This window comes from Lapillicoccus sp., from assembly GCF_025353065.1.
In the GTDB taxonomy this organism is placed as follows: domain Bacteria; phylum Actinomycetota; class Actinomycetes; order Actinomycetales; family Dermatophilaceae; genus Lapillicoccus.
Genome location: NZ_JANXRJ010000031.1, coordinates 27025 through 40552 on the forward strand (window position 1 = coordinate 27025; position 13528 = coordinate 40552).

Genomic DNA, 13528 nt, shown 5'->3' on the forward strand with positions numbered 1-13528 from the left:
CGTCCTCCGGGGTGCGGGCTACCTCGTCCTTGATCTGCGCGTCACGTCTGCAGCGCCCGGCTGATCGCCCGCGCCGTCGTCTGGACGGCGTGGTCGAAGGGGCGCAGGTCGGGGCTGCCGCCGGGGATGACGATGGACACCGCGGCGACGACGTCACGGTGCTCGTCGCGCACGGGCGCGGCCACGCCCGCCCGGAAGTAGGGCAGGTGCTGCTCGCTGCTGATGAAGCCGTCGCGCCGCACGGACGCCAGCCGACGACGCAGTTGCGCAGGGGTGGTGATGGTGTCGTCGCCGCGCCCCGGGTCGAACACCCGGAGCGCTTCCTCCTGCACCGCCACGGGCGCGTAGGCGAGCAGCAGGACCCCGGCACCGGTCGCGTCCAACGGCGTTCGCGCCCCCACGGTGTGCAGGACGGGCAGCGCCTCGTGCGCCGACAGCCTCTCGACCAGCACCGCCTCCTGACCTTCGCGGACCGTGAGCTGCACGTGCTGGCGGGTGACGAGGAGCAGGTCCTCCATGAAGGGGAGCGCGACGCGGCGCAACCCGTGTCCGCGTGGTGCCAGGGCGGCATACTCCAGGAGGCGGACGCCGATGCTGTAGGTGCCGTCCTCCGCTCGTTGGAGGGCACCCAGCCCCACGAGCTGGCGGGCGAGGCGCAGGGTGGTGTTGGCGGGCAGCGAAGCGCGTTGGGCGAGCACTCCGAGGGGAAGCGCGACGTCGTCGGGGCTGAAGGCACCCAGAACCGCGAAGGCACGCTCGAGGACCCCTGATCGGGGGGCCTGCTCGACGGGTTCTGTCATCGTCTCTTCCACTGGGTAGAATCCGCATTCTCTTGAATGGATCACCAGCCTAGCGTGAGGAACACAGCCGGACGGCTGCGAACCCTGACCACCAAGGCGGCCCCGATATGGCTCATCCCTCCAACGCACTGATCATCGGCGGCGGGATCGCCGGCCTGTCCGCGGCCATCGCCCTCTCCCGGGTGGGGGTGCGGTGCGACGTCGTCGAGCTCGCCGACGAGGCGCCCCCCGGCGCCTCGGTCTCGATCTCCGGCCGGGCGGCCGAGGCACTCGACGAGCTCGGCGTCTATGCGGAGTGCTACGCGAACGGCACACCCTTCACGGACTCGTCCTCGCTCACCCAGATGGACTCCGCCGGGCACGTCACCAGCGCGGGCCCGGGCCTCCCGCAGTGGCCGGGCGCCAAGACGGCGATCGGCATCTACCGGCCCGTGCTGCTGCGCATCCTCGCCGACGCCGCCCGCGGTCTCGGTGTCACCATCCGAAGCGGCGTGACCCTCGTGTCCGCGGACGAGCGCGCCGACGGGTCTCTCGTGACGACCAGCGACGGCGAGCAGCAGTGCTACGACCTGGTCGTCGGGGCCGACGGCATCGGCTCCACCACCCGCTCCGACCTCTTCCCGGACGCTCCCGGACCCACCTACTCCGGCCAGATCAGCCTGAGGTGGATGGCCCCGGGACCCCCCGTCGCCGACCAGGGCTGGTATCACGGACCGGTCGGGAGGCTCGGTTTCTACTCCCTGCCTCAGGACCTCGTCTACCTCCCCGCCGTCGTCGACGCGCCCGATCGGACCCACCTGACCGACGACGACGTCCACGCCCTGTTCACCGAGCTCCTCGACTCCTACACCGCTCCGGCCGTCGTCGAGCTGCGCCGGCGGTTGACGCCGGACGCCGAGGTGATCTGCCGTCCTTTCGACTGGATCCTCGTCCCCGACCGGTGGCACCGTGGTCGCACGATCCTGATCGGCGACGCGGCGCACGCCACGACCGCCCACCTGGGTCAGGGCGCCGGGATGGCACTGGAGGACGCCGTGGTCCTGGCGCAGTGCGTCTCCACCTCCGCGACGCTGTCCGAGGCGTTCGAGGCGTTCATGACGCGGCGATACGACCGGGTCCGCACGGTCGTGGAGACGAGCGTTGCGCTCTCGCGGCTCGAGCAGGAGGGCTCTGCCCCGAGGGAGAACGTCGCCGTGATCCAGACCGCGCTGCAGACGCTCGCCCAGCCCTACTGAGCCTCACCCATCCGTATGCCGTTGTCAGACTGAGGAATTCAGAGGCACGACCATGAAGAACCTGACGCTCGACCCCCATGACCCCCGCGTCGCCGCCGCCCGCGACGCCGAGGAGCAGCTCAATACCTTCTACGACCTCGAGCCGCGAGAGCATGTCGTGACGCTGCCCGGCTCCGGGCTCCGGGTGCGCGTGACCGAGGTCGGCGAGGGACCACCCCTGCTCGTCGTCCCGGGCAACACCGGCGACGGCTTCCCGTTCGCAACGCTGCTGCCGCACCTGGCGGGCTACCGCATCGTCATCGTGCAGCGCCCGGGCGGCGGCCTGAGCGAGGGCATGGACCACCGTGAGGTCGACATGCGCGAGTTCGCGGTGGAGACGCTGACCGCCGTGCTCGACGACCTCGGGCTCGAGCGGGTGCCGGTCCTCGCCCACTCGATGGGCGGCGAATGGAGCCTGTGGCTCGCCCTGGACCGGCCCGAACGGGTCAGCGGGCTCGCCCTGGTCGGCGTCCCCGGCAACGTCCTCGACTCTTGTCCGCCGCTGTCCCTGCGACTGACCTCGATCCGCGGGCTCGGCACGCTGATCCTGCGCGCGGTCATCCCTCGGTCCGCGAAGACCGCGCTGAACGGGCTGAAGGTCACCGGTCACTCCCCCGAGTCCATCGCCCGTCAGCCGGAGGCCCTCGCCGCGTGCTATCTCGCCTTCGGACGACTGCCCCACTACGAGGTGTCGACCGTGAGCCTCATGCAGGTCATGAACCGGCTCCGCGGCGCGGTCCCGCGGTTCCGCCTGACCGAGGCGGACCTGCGCCGGATCACCCAGCCCGTGCTGATGGTCTGGGGGACCTCCGACCCGTTCGGCAGCGTGGCCACCGCACAGCGCATCGCCGCGATCCTGCCCGACGCGCAGCTGCAGACGATCGACGGAGCCGGCCACCTGCCCTGGTTGGACGAACCGGCACGGTGCGGCGAGCTGGTCTCGGGCTTCCTCGCGGCGCTGGGGACGCGCCACCACCCGGGGACGACCGATGAACGCCGACCAGAAGGCTGGCCAGCACCGCATCAACCGGCGGTCCCTGCTGCTCGGCGCGGCGGCGGGTGGTGCCGTGGGGGCGGCGGCGATCGGTGGTGCGTGGGCCGCGACGGCGTTGCGACCACCCCAGGTGGTGACGACGCTGTCGACGGCGAGCGTCTTCGAGCACGCCTACGCGTTCACCACGCTGGGCACGATGGGTGGACCGGTGCCCCACCCGGACCGCGCCCAACCGGCGAACCTCCTGCACGACGCCGAGCACGCCATCCTCATCGACGTGGGTGACGGGGCCGCAGCGCAGCTGGCGAAGGCCGGCGTGGCTCTGACGGCGCTGTCCACGCTGATCATCAGCCACCTGCACGTCGATCACACCGGTGGGCTGTTCGCCCTTCTGGGCGCCCGCATCCAGCAGCACGTGCCGGGGACGCTGGTCGTCTACGGGCCGCCGGGGACCAGGCAGACCGTGGCCGAGATCGAGACCGCCCAGCGCTACCTCGCGGACCTCGACCACGCGGAGAACACCCGCACCACCGATCTCGCCCCGACGCTCGTCGAGGTGCACGAGATCACCGACGGCTCCTCGTTCGTCCTCGGCGACGTCACGGTCCTCGCGGCCGGCAACACCCACTACGGCTTCGCCCCGGGCAGCGCCGACGCCACCGCCTTCCAGTCCCTGTCCCTGCGGTTCGACATGCCCGACCGGTCGATCCTCTACACCGGTGACACCGGACCGAGCCCCGCCGTCGAACAGCTGGGCCACGGGGTGGACCTCCTGGTCAGCGAGATCATCGATCCCGACGAGGAGCTGGCCAAGACCCTGGCCACCCGGTCCGACATCCCCCGCTACGCGATCCCGTTCCTGCGGAGGCACTTTGCCGACCAGCACCTCACCGCCAAGGAGGTCGGGCGGCTGATGCAACGCACCGGCGCCAAGCGTCTCGTGCTCACCCACAACGCCATGGACGCCGTCGGCATCGCGCGCGCCGGTCAGACCATCGCCGGCCTGAGTGAGCGGCCCCTCGCCTTCGCCGACGACCTGGACACGTGGTGAGCACGCCTGGCTCGCCGAGCACGCCGAGCACGCTGAGCACGCTGCGCACGCCAGCGCGCGGGGGCCTGGTCGACGTCCACGCCCACGTCCTCCCCCCGGGCTACGTCGAGGCCGCCGTCGCCGCAGGACACACCACGCCCGACGGTATGCCGGCCTGGCCGGTCTGGTCCCTCGAGCAGCACCTGCGCCTGATGGACGAGGCCGACATCGAGCTGGCCGTGCTCTCGCTGTCCTCCCCCGGTGTAGACCTCAGCGGGCAGAACAGCAGGCAGGCGCGGGCCCTGGCGACCGCGGTCAACGACTACGTCGCCGAGCTGTGCGCGAGGCACCCCGACCGGTTCCGGTTCTTCGCCACCTTGCCGCTCCCCGCGATGGACGCGGCGCTGGCCGAGCTCGAGCGCGCCTGCGACGACCTCGGCGCCGTGGGCGCCGTCCTCACGACCTATGCCGGCGGCCGCTACCCCTCCGACCCGGTGATGGCGCCCTTGTGGCAGCAATTCCAGGCCCGCGGCACCACGGTCTTCCTCCACCCCACGTCCCCCCGGGCTGGCCGCAGACCGCTCTCGGCCTGCCCCGACCGCTGCTCGAGTTCATGGTCGAGACGACCCGCGCGGTCGTCGGCCTCGTCGAGCACGGCACCCTCGCGGCATACCCCGCGGTCGAGGTCGTCGTCCCGCACTGCGGTGCCCTGCTGCCCGCGATCCTCGACCGGTGGGAGCTCTTCGCGACCCTGCCCGCCGGCCAGGAGGGCGCCGGGATGTCGAGGACAGAGGAGTCGGGGAGCAGAGAGTTGCCCGCCGCGGGGCTGCAGCGCCTCTGGTTCGACCTCGCCGGTACTCCCCTGCCCCACAACGCCGCCGCGCTGATTAAACGCGTCGGCACGGACCGGATCCTCTACGGGAGCGACCACTGCTTCACGCCAGCTGATGCGGTCCGACGGCAGATCGACTCGCTGGACGCCGGCTGGCGCGACGTGGCTGACACCCCCTGGCGGACCCTCACCGCCCGAAACGCCCACGCGCTGCTCGGGACCGCTCACGACCCAACCAAGGAGACGTCATGCTGACGCTCGACCGTGAGATCCTCAGCTTCCGCACCATCGCGATCCTGCCCATCGCCCTGTTCACCCCCACGCTGATCCTGGGCGTCGCTCTGCCGGGCTCGAAGGTCGGTGCGGCCCTCGGGATGCTGTTCCACCTCTCGGTGCTGTTCCTGGTCAGCCGGATGCCGGCGCCCGACTGGGCCCGGGCAGCGGGGTTCGCCTGGCTCGCGCTCGACATCACCAGCGGCGCGATGACGCTGAACAACGTCCCCTACGACATCGCCTTCCCCGTCCGACTCGGCGGTCACGTCCTGGCCGCGACCTGGATCATCACGGCCGCGTTGCTCTGCCGACCACGCTCGGAGCGGATCCTCGGCGTCGTCGTCGGCCTCTGGCTGGGCATCTACACCTTCTTCGGCAGCGTCCTGCCGGTCAGCCTGCTGGCGCCTCCCGGAGTCCTCGTCGTCGTCTGGTTCGGACTGCTCGCCTGGCACCACGAGACCACCCCGACCGCGCCGACCGCGCCGACCGCACCCACGACGGACGCCACCCGCCGCGCCGATGGCCCCGCCGTCGGCGGGGTGCGAGGCGGGATCACGCTCGACCACCCGGACCCGGGTCCGGCCCGCGGACGTCGTAGGAGCCGGGCCTGAGGTCCCACACGACGTGCTCGCCCCGCTCTGCGTCGACGACCACCCGACCGGCGACCCGTTTCGTGTGCACCCAGGAGTGGTGATAGCCGCAGAGCAGCGCCCCGTTGCGAATCTCGCTCTCTCCGTAGTCGACCCAGTGCACCAAATGATGCGCGTCGCACCATTGCGCCGGCATCGAGCACCCCGGGATCGTGCAGTGTCGGTCACGGAGCCAGAGGGCTCTGTGCTGTCCCGGGGTGAACAGCCGCACCTCCCGGCCGAGGTCGAGGACCTCGCCCATCGACCCGAGGACGACAGGGATCACCCCACCGTCACAGGCCATCCGCCGCATGGTCGCCGGACTCAGCAGGCTCCCGGCATCCGCACTGCCCACCGTCGTCCCACCCCGCACCAGATCCTGATCCGCCTCGCCGCAACACCCGAAGCCGGCCGCCCGCATCCGAGCTTGCAGGGCTTCGAGGTCGATCGTCACGAACACCGTCGCCTTCGACGACGTCGGCACCGACTCGGGCGACGCGACCGCACGCCGCACGAGGGTCATCAACCCCTCCGCCCGCCGCTGGCCCGACGGCCGCAGGTCCGGCACCTCGTCCGTCGGGCAGGGCGCAGAGACCGGACCCAGGGCCGCCTCCAGGACGGCCCGGCTCTCGGTGCCGAGGAGCAACGCATACTCGTGCAGCCCGTCGGCCGCCGTCACCGGCTGGCTCAACCGCACCTGCGTCCGCGCCCGATCGTCGAGCTTCTCCAGCTCGTCGCCCGATCCGTAGCGCGCCAGCAGCGCCGGACGCAGGGCCCGGATCGCCCGCGGTCCCTCCAGACCGGCGAGGACCAGCAACCCCTCCCACACCATCGGCACCGCCTCCGGCCGCAGCCGGTGCCGCAGCCGCTCCATCTCGGTCAGGCACACGGCGGCGTCGGAGACGCCGACCCGACCGTCCAGCAACGCCTCCCGCAGCTGGGCGTGACGCTCCTCCCGGCTCGCCAGAGCCACCTCGACCAGCCGCCCAGCGCCGCCACCCCGCAACGACGGCGCCCACTCCAGCACCCATCCCACGTGCGCCCGCGCCACGGTCCCTGTGGTTTCGCCCCGCCCCATCGCCTCCGCGAGCACCGCCACCCGGGCCGACTCGACGCGGCGGCCCAGGTCGTCGATCCGACGGAAGAGTGGTCCGAGGTCGGCGGTCTGCGCTTCCCAGAGGCACGACTCGATCCGGCCAAGGCGTCGACCGCGGCATCGATCGCCACCCGCCGCTCGAAGTACCGAAGATCTTCCATACGACGAACCTCGCGGCGACCACCGACACCCCTCCGACGTCACTACTCAGGCGGCCGCCGACGAGTCCCACTGTCACAAAACGCCGCTCGTCAACGCGCCACCAACGGGACACAGGACCGGCACCAGTTCGGTATGCCGCCCCAGCGGCCGGACATACCGGGCACGTGCCGTTCCTGCGTCCCCGCCGCGACGCCCTCCTACTTCAGCAGCTGCCGCGCCATCACGATCCGCTGCACCTGGTTGGTGCCCTCGTAGATCTGGGTGATCTTCGCGTCGCGCATCATCCGCTCGACCGGGAAGTCCCGCGTGTAGCCCGCGCCGCCGAGCAGCTGCACCGCGTCGGTGGTGATCTGCATCGCCACGTCGGAGGCGTAGCACTTCGCCGCCGCGCCGAAGAACGACAGATCGGCGTCGCTGCGCTCGGACTTCGCCGCGGCGACGTAGACCATCTGCCGCGCCGCCTCGAGGCTCATCGCCATGTCGGCGATCATGAACTGGATCCCCTGGAACTCCGCGATCGCCTTGCCGAACTGCCGCCGGTCCTTGATGTAGCCGATCGCGAAGTCGAGCGCTCCCTGCGCGATCCCGACGGCCTGCGCCCCGATGGTCACGCGCGTGTGGTCGAGGGTCCGCAGCGCGATCTTGAGCCCGTCACCCTCCGCGCCGACGATCCGGTCGCCCGGGATGCGGACGTGGTCGAAGTGCAGCTCCCGGGTCGGCGAGCCCTTGATGCCGAGCTTGCGCTCCTTCTCACCGAAGGTGAAGCCCGGGTCGGACTTCTCGACGACGAACGCCGAGACGTTGGCCCCCCGCCGGCCGTCGGGGTCGGTCACCGCGAGGACCGTGTAGTACTCGGAGACACCGGCATTGGTGATCCACGACTTCTGCCCGTGAAGGATCCAGTCGTCGCCGTCGCGGGTCGCGCGGCACTTCATCGATGCCGTGTCGGAGCCGGCCTCGCGCTCGGAGAGGCCGTAGGAGATGGCCGCTTTCCCCTGACCGAGCGGGGTGAGGTAGCGGCGCTTGAGGTCCTCGGAGCCCGCCACGATGATCGGCATCGAGCCGAGCTTGTTGACGGCCGGGATGAGCGACGACGAGGCGCACACCCGGGCGACCTCTTCGATGACGATGCAGGTGGCGAGGGCGTCGGCGCCGACCCCGTCGTACTCCTCCGGGATGTGCGGCGCGAAGAAGTCGCTCGCGACGAGCGCGTCGTGCGCCTCCTGCGGATAGCGCGCGTCCTCGTCGACCTCCGCGGCATACGGCGCGATCTTCGCCTCGGCGACGGCCCGCACCGCCGCTCGCAGTGCTTCATGGTCCTCGGGGATCGCGAAGAGGGGGTAGGTGTCCTGGGCGGCGACGACGGTACTCACCTTCGGAGGTTACTCCCCGGTATGCCGCGGGCCCACCGCCGCGGGTGTGGCCCGCCTCACCCTCTGCCGAGGACTCCTCGGCCGGGCCACCGTCAGGCCGGCAGCCCGAACGACACCCCTGCCAGCTCCTCGACCTGGTCGAACAACGCACGCCCGACGGCCGCGTCGTGCGACGCGTCGCTCGAGCCGACGAGGTGCGGCGCGCCGGTCATCTCCCCCGGCCCCGACGGCCCGACGTAGCTGCCGCCGACCAGGTCGGGCGTCGTCGCGGCATACAGCGTCGGCCAGGCGCCGGCCTCGGCGGTCTGGACGAGGAAGCCCGCCCTCGCGACGAGGTTCTGCAGCGGCGCGGTGAACCGGCCGCCCATGTTGCGCTGGAGGTTGGTCGAGGAGTAGCCGGGGTGCGCCGCGACCGAACGCACGGACGAACCGGCGAGGGTGAGCCGCCGCTGGAGCTCGTAGGCGAGCATGAGGTCGGCCAGCTTGCTCTGCCCGTATGCCGGCCAGCGCCGGTAGCGACGGTGCTCCCAGTTGAGGTCGGCGAGGTCGATGTGGCCGAAGCGGTGCATGGCGGACGAGAGCCAGACGACCCGGTCGGTGACCCGCGGCAGGAGCAGCGCCGTGAGCGCCGCGTGACCCATGACGTTGGTGCCCAGCTGCGACTCGAAGCCGTCGACGGTGCGCTGCAGCGGGGGCGCCATGACCCCGCCGTTGTCGACCAGCACGTCGACGTCTCCCTCGAGCTCATCGGCGAAGGCGTGCACCGAGGCGAGGTCGGCGAGATCGAGCTTGCGCACCTCGCTGCTCCCGCCCACCGCTCGTTGCGCAGCCGCCCCCTTGTCGACGTTGCGGCACGCCATGACGACGTGAGCGCCCTCGCGGGACAATACCTTTGCCGCCTCGAGCCCGATGCCGGAGTTGGCACCGGTGATGACGACCACCCGGCCGGTCTGGTCGGGGATCGAGCTGGACACCCAGGCCATTCCTCAGCCCTTCGCGTGAGACGGCTCAGGGTGGCGCAGCTCGGGCATGACCTCGCGCTCGAACAATTCGATGCCGGAGGTGTCGTAGGCCGCCTCGGTGAAGTTGGTGATGGCGTAGGTCATCCCCTGGGCCTCCATGCCCTTCAGCGCCTCGACGATCTGCTCCGGCGTCCCGACCGTCGGCCCCGAAAGCATGCCCTTGCGCTGCCCCTCGATGACGTTCTCGGGGACGCCGGCCTTGCGGTAGTGCTCGACGATCCAGTCGAGCCGGCCCGCGACCTCCTTCTCCGTCTCGCCGATGATGACGTTGTAGTTCGCGCTGCGGGTGATCTCGCCGTAGTCGCGACCGAGGTCGTCGCAGTGGCCCTTGAGCAGCTCGCTCTTGTGCGCGAAACCCTCCGGGCTGCCGTCGAAGTTGGTGTAGTCGGCATACTGCGCAGCGATCTTCAGCGTCACCTTCTCGCCCCCGCCGGCCACCCACATGGGGATGCCGTTGGCCGCGGACCCCGGCAGGGAGGTGCCCTGCAGCGGTCGCGGCTGGCAGATCGCGCCGTCCACCGTGTAGTGCTTGCCGGCGTGCGTCGCGATGCCCTTGGTCCACATCTGCCGGAAGATCTCGACGCCGTCGCGGAGCATCCCGAGCCGCTCCCCCGCGCCGGGGAAGCCGTATCCGAACGCGCGCCACTCGTGCTCGTACCACCCGGCGCCGATACCCATCTCGACCCGCCCGCCGGAGATGACGTCGATCGTCGCCGCGACCTTGGCGAGGTATGCGGGGTTGCGGTAGGCCATGCAGGTGCACATCTGCCCGAGCCGGACCCGGGTCGTCGCCGCGCCGTATGCCGCCATCAGCGACCAGGCCTCGTGCGTCGCCTCACCCGTGGGGATCGGCACCGTGTGGAAGTGGTCGTAGACCCAGATCGACTCCCAGTCGACGTTGTCGTCGGCGTGCTTCGCCAGGCCGAGCATCGTCGCCCACTGCTGTGCGGGCTCGATGCCGACGAGGTCCAGGCGCCAGCCCTGCGGGATGAAGATACCGAATCTCATGGTGGGGCTCCTCGTGCTGGTTCGCCGCGGCTGTCACCGCGGCCGATTCCGGGTGCGACGGCGGCAGCGCCGTCACGTATCCCACCCTACGAGTCGCCGCTCCGAGCGCGCGACCGGGCGACGATGAGGCCCTCGGTCACACCTCCGCCAGGACCCCGTCGGTCTCGACGTAGCGCTCGTCGGTCCGGGGACACCGCCACGACCCGTCGGCTTGCTGCTCCAACGGAACTCCGGCCCGGCCGACCCAGCGGATCCGGCGGGCGGGCACACCGGCGACGAGCGCGAAGTCGGGCACGTCCTTGGTCACGACCGACCCGGCGGCCACCAGCGCCCACCGCCCGATGGTCACCGGCGCCACACAGACCGAACGGGCCCCGATCGAGGCCCCCGTGCGCACCGTGACGGCCACCGCGGGCCAGTCGTCGCCGCGCTTGAGCACCCCGTCGGGGGTGACCGACCGCGGGTAGTAGTCGTTGGTGAAGACCACCGCCGGCCCGACGAAGACGCCGTCCTCGAGGACCGCCGGCTCGTAGACCAGAGCGTAGTTCTGCAGCTTGCAGTTGTTCCCGATCCGCACGCCCGGGCCGACGTAGGACCCTCGCCCGAGGATGCAGCTCCTCCCGACGACGGCGTGCTCCCGCACCTGCGCGAGGTGCCAGACGGTCGTCCCGTCGCCGATCGTCGCGTCCGGCGAGACGTCCGCCGTGTCCTCGATGCGGATGCCCATCAGGGTCTCCCCGTCGGTGCCGCGCCGACCTCCGCCCGCAGGGCGGCGCCCTTGGCGTGGGCCTGGTCCCGCAGCGCCACCTGGAAGTCGAGCATCGCCGCCCGCAGCCGGGCCGCCTCGACGCCGTCGCCCGCGGCCAGGATCCGCGCCGCCAGCAGCCCGGCGTTGCGGGCCCCGCCGATGGAGACCGTGGCGACCGGGACCCCGGCCGGCATCTGGACGATCGACAGCAACGAGTCCATCCCGTCGAGGTGCTTCAGCGGCACCGGGACCCCGATGACGGGCAGCGGGGTGACCGCCGCGAGCATCCCCGGCAGGTGGGCGGCGCCACCGGCCCCGGCGATGATGACACGGAGCCCGTGCCCCACCGCAGTCCGCCCGTAGGCGATCATCTCGTCGGGCATCCGGTGCGCCGACACCACGTCGGCCTCGAAGCGGATCCCGAACTCCCCCAGAGCTTTTGCCGCTTCTTTCATGACCGGCCAGTCACTGTCACTGCCCATCACGAGCCCGACGACGGGGCTGCTGTCACTCATCGATGACTCCTCCGAGGTAGTCGGCCGCGTGCGTCGCCCGGGCCCGCGCATCGCCGAGGTCCGTCGAGCTGACGTTGACATGGCCGATCTTGCGCCCCGGTCGGACCCCCTTGCCGTAGAGGTGGACCTTGACGCCCGGGTCACGGGCCATGACGTGCCGGTATGCCGGGTAGAGCTCCGCGTAGTCGCCCCCGAAGACGTTGGCCATCACCGTCCACCGCGCCCGACTGCTCGGGTCGCCCAGCGGCAGGTCGAGGACCGCCCGCAGGTGCTGCTCGAACTGTCCGGTGACGGCGCCGTCCATCGACCAGTGACCGCTGTTGTGCGGCCGCATCGCGAGCTCGTTGACGACGAACGACGGGCGGCCCGCCGCGTCCGGCAGCTCGAACATCTCCACGGCGAGCACCCCCGTGACGTCGAGCTCCCCCGCGATCCGCAGGGCGGTCGCGGTGGCCACGGCGGCGAGCTCGGCATCGAGACCCGGAGCCGGGGCGATCACCTCGCTGCAGATGCTGTCGGTCTGGACGGTCTGGACGACGGGCCACGCCGCCGCCTGGCCCGACGGGCTGCGCGCGACGAGGACGGCGATCTCGCGCGTGAAGTCGACCCGCTCCTCGAGCAGCACGCCGTCCGAGAGCGGACCCTCGGTGCCCACCTGGGCGAGCCAGTCCGCGATGTCGTCGGGACCGCTCACGACGCGGACGCCCTTGCCGTCGTAGCCGCCCCGCGGGGTCTTGGCGACGACCGGCCAGCCGGTCTCTCCGAAGGCCTCGACCTCCGCCGCCGTCGTCGCTCGCGCCCACCGCGGGCACGGCACGTCGAGCGCGGTCAGCCGCTCCCGCATCGCGAGCTTGTCCTGGGCGAAGCGCAGAGCGGCCGGCCGGGGGTGGAGGACGACGCCCTCGGCCTCGAGCGCGGCGAGCACCGCCGGCGTCACGTGCTCGTGGTCGAAGGTCACCACGTCACACTCCCGCGCGAACGCGAGGACCGCCGCGAGGTCGGTGTGGTCCCCCACGGGCGCCGAGGGGATGACGAGCGCCGCGGACGCGTCGGTGGCCTCGGCGAGCACGCTGAGCTGGAGTCCCATCTCGATGGCCGGACCCTGCATCATCCGGGCCAGCTGCCCGCCTCCGACCACTCCGACGACGGGGAAGCCCCCGGGGGCCCGCTGTGGCTGCGTCACGACACCGAGCCTATCCAGACGCGATGAGGACGCGGCATACAGGCGGGGACCGTAGGCTCTCCCGGTGACTGTCCCACCCCCCACGTCGATGGCGTCCGGACTCACCGAACGGCTTCGTGGCCTCGTCAACGTCTTCTGGCGCGAGGCTGCGAAGTTCGGTGTCGTCGGTCTCATCGCCTTCGTGATCGACCTCGGCGGCTTCAACCTCCTCTTCTACGGTCCCCTCGAAGGCCGCCTCGCGACCTCCCGGCTGATCTCCGGCGCGGTGGCCACGACGGTGGCGTGGATAGGCAACCGACTGTGGACGTTCCGCCACCGCCAGAAGCGTGCCGCGCACCACGAGGCACTGCTCTTCTTCGTCGTCAACGGTCTCGGGCTGCTCGTGTCGACGGGCTACCTCAATGCCACCCACGACTGGCTGCACATGACGTCGCGGCTCGCGGTCAACGTCAACACCATCATCGGCATCGCCATCGCGACCCTGATGCGCTTCTGGGCCTACCGCAAGTTCGTCTTCGTCGGCGAGAACCTGGGCGACCAGGAGTCCACCGCACCGACGAGCTCCCGCGACGCCTGACCCGAGGGGGCT

General features: G+C 71.4%; 14 protein-coding genes and 1 pseudogene. 7 read left to right on the forward strand and 8 right to left on the reverse strand.

All coding sequences use genetic code 11. From position 1 onward, the window contains the following. Positions 1 to 41: 41 nt before the first annotated feature. Positions 42 to 800, reverse strand: a complete 759-nt coding sequence (locus tag Q0R63_RS02445) for an IclR family transcriptional regulator (protein ID WP_295693477.1) — start codon at positions 798 to 800, stop codon at positions 42 to 44. A gap of 107 nt (positions 801 to 907) precedes the next feature. On the opposite strand from Q0R63_RS02445, the gene Q0R63_RS02450 reads away from it, so the two are divergent. The 6 genes and pseudogenes from Q0R63_RS02450 (at position 908) to Q0R63_RS02470 (ending at position 5814) form a co-directional block, all read left to right on the forward strand. Then, the gene (locus Q0R63_RS02450; protein WP_295693480.1) at positions 908 to 2035 is read left to right on the forward strand and encodes an FAD-dependent monooxygenase; all 1128 of its coding nucleotides are present in this window, start codon (positions 908 to 910) and stop codon (positions 2033 to 2035) included. 52 nt (positions 2036 to 2087) lie between these two features. Continuing rightward, positions 2088 to 3353 (forward strand): alpha/beta hydrolase, encoded by a 1266-nt coding sequence (locus Q0R63_RS02455; protein ID WP_295693484.1) that lies wholly within the window; start codon positions 2088 to 2090, stop codon positions 3351 to 3353. Further along, on the forward strand, positions 3277 to 4119 hold the full coding sequence (locus Q0R63_RS02460) for an MBL fold metallo-hydrolase (RefSeq protein ID WP_295693487.1): 843 nt from the start codon (positions 3277 to 3279) through the stop codon (positions 4117 to 4119). Before Q0R63_RS02455 ends, Q0R63_RS02460 begins: the two co-directional genes overlap by 77 nt. Continuing rightward, positions 4116 to 4655 (forward strand): annotated as a pseudogene (locus tag Q0R63_RS24470) (amidohydrolase family protein); the annotation flags it as partial. The gene Q0R63_RS02460 and the pseudogene Q0R63_RS24470, both read left to right, overlap by 4 nt. A gap of 56 nt (positions 4656 to 4711) precedes the next feature. Next, positions 4712 to 5185, forward strand: coding sequence for an amidohydrolase family protein (locus Q0R63_RS24475; protein WP_366521071.1), 474 nt, complete (start codon positions 4712 to 4714; stop codon positions 5183 to 5185). Beyond that, a complete protein-coding gene (locus Q0R63_RS02470; protein ID WP_295693488.1) occupies positions 5179 to 5814 on the forward strand; it encodes a hypothetical protein in 636 nt (211 codons plus the stop codon). Before Q0R63_RS24475 ends, Q0R63_RS02470 begins: the two co-directional genes overlap by 7 nt. On the opposite strand, the gene Q0R63_RS02475 is transcribed toward Q0R63_RS02470, so the two are convergent. From Q0R63_RS02475 to Q0R63_RS02505, 7 genes are all read right to left on the reverse strand, one after another. Next, complete coding sequence (locus Q0R63_RS02475) at positions 5756 to 7132, reverse strand: HNH endonuclease signature motif containing protein (RefSeq protein ID WP_295693491.1); 1377 nt, start codon at positions 7130 to 7132, stop codon at positions 5756 to 5758. The genes Q0R63_RS02470 and Q0R63_RS02475 overlap by 59 nt on opposite strands. A 155-nt stretch (positions 7133 to 7287) precedes the next feature. Further along, entirely contained in the window at positions 7288 to 8463 is a 1176-nt protein-coding gene (locus Q0R63_RS02480) for an acyl-CoA dehydrogenase family protein (RefSeq protein ID WP_295693494.1), read from the reverse strand. A 92-nt stretch (positions 8464 to 8555) separates the two neighbouring features. Further along, positions 8556 to 9446, reverse strand: coding sequence for an oxidoreductase (locus Q0R63_RS02485; RefSeq protein WP_295693498.1), 891 nt, complete (start codon positions 9444 to 9446; stop codon positions 8556 to 8558). A gap of 3 nt (positions 9447 to 9449) precedes the next feature. Beyond that, entirely contained in the window at positions 9450 to 10493 is a 1044-nt protein-coding gene (locus tag Q0R63_RS02490; RefSeq protein ID WP_295693501.1) for an LLM class F420-dependent oxidoreductase, read from the reverse strand. Positions 10494 to 10629: 136 nt separating this feature from the next. Further along, positions 10630 to 11220: an acyltransferase gene (locus Q0R63_RS02495; RefSeq protein WP_295693503.1), complete on the reverse strand. Its 591-nt coding sequence runs from the start codon at positions 11218 to 11220 to the stop codon at positions 10630 to 10632. Beyond that, positions 11220 to 11756, reverse strand: coding sequence for a 5-(carboxyamino)imidazole ribonucleotide mutase (purE, locus tag Q0R63_RS02500; protein WP_295693506.1), 537 nt, complete (start codon positions 11754 to 11756; stop codon positions 11220 to 11222). The genes Q0R63_RS02495 and purE overlap by 1 nt, the downstream gene beginning before the upstream one ends. Continuing rightward, positions 11749 to 12939, reverse strand: a complete 1191-nt coding sequence (locus Q0R63_RS02505) for a 5-(carboxyamino)imidazole ribonucleotide synthase (protein WP_295693508.1) — start codon at positions 12937 to 12939, stop codon at positions 11749 to 11751. Before Q0R63_RS02505 ends, purE begins: the two co-directional genes overlap by 8 nt. 64 nt (positions 12940 to 13003) lie before the next feature. Between Q0R63_RS02505 and Q0R63_RS02510 the strand changes: the two genes are divergently transcribed. Then, positions 13004 to 13516, forward strand: coding sequence for a GtrA family protein (locus Q0R63_RS02510; RefSeq protein WP_295693510.1), 513 nt, complete (start codon positions 13004 to 13006; stop codon positions 13514 to 13516). The last annotated feature ends 12 nt before the right edge of the window (positions 13517 to 13528 follow it).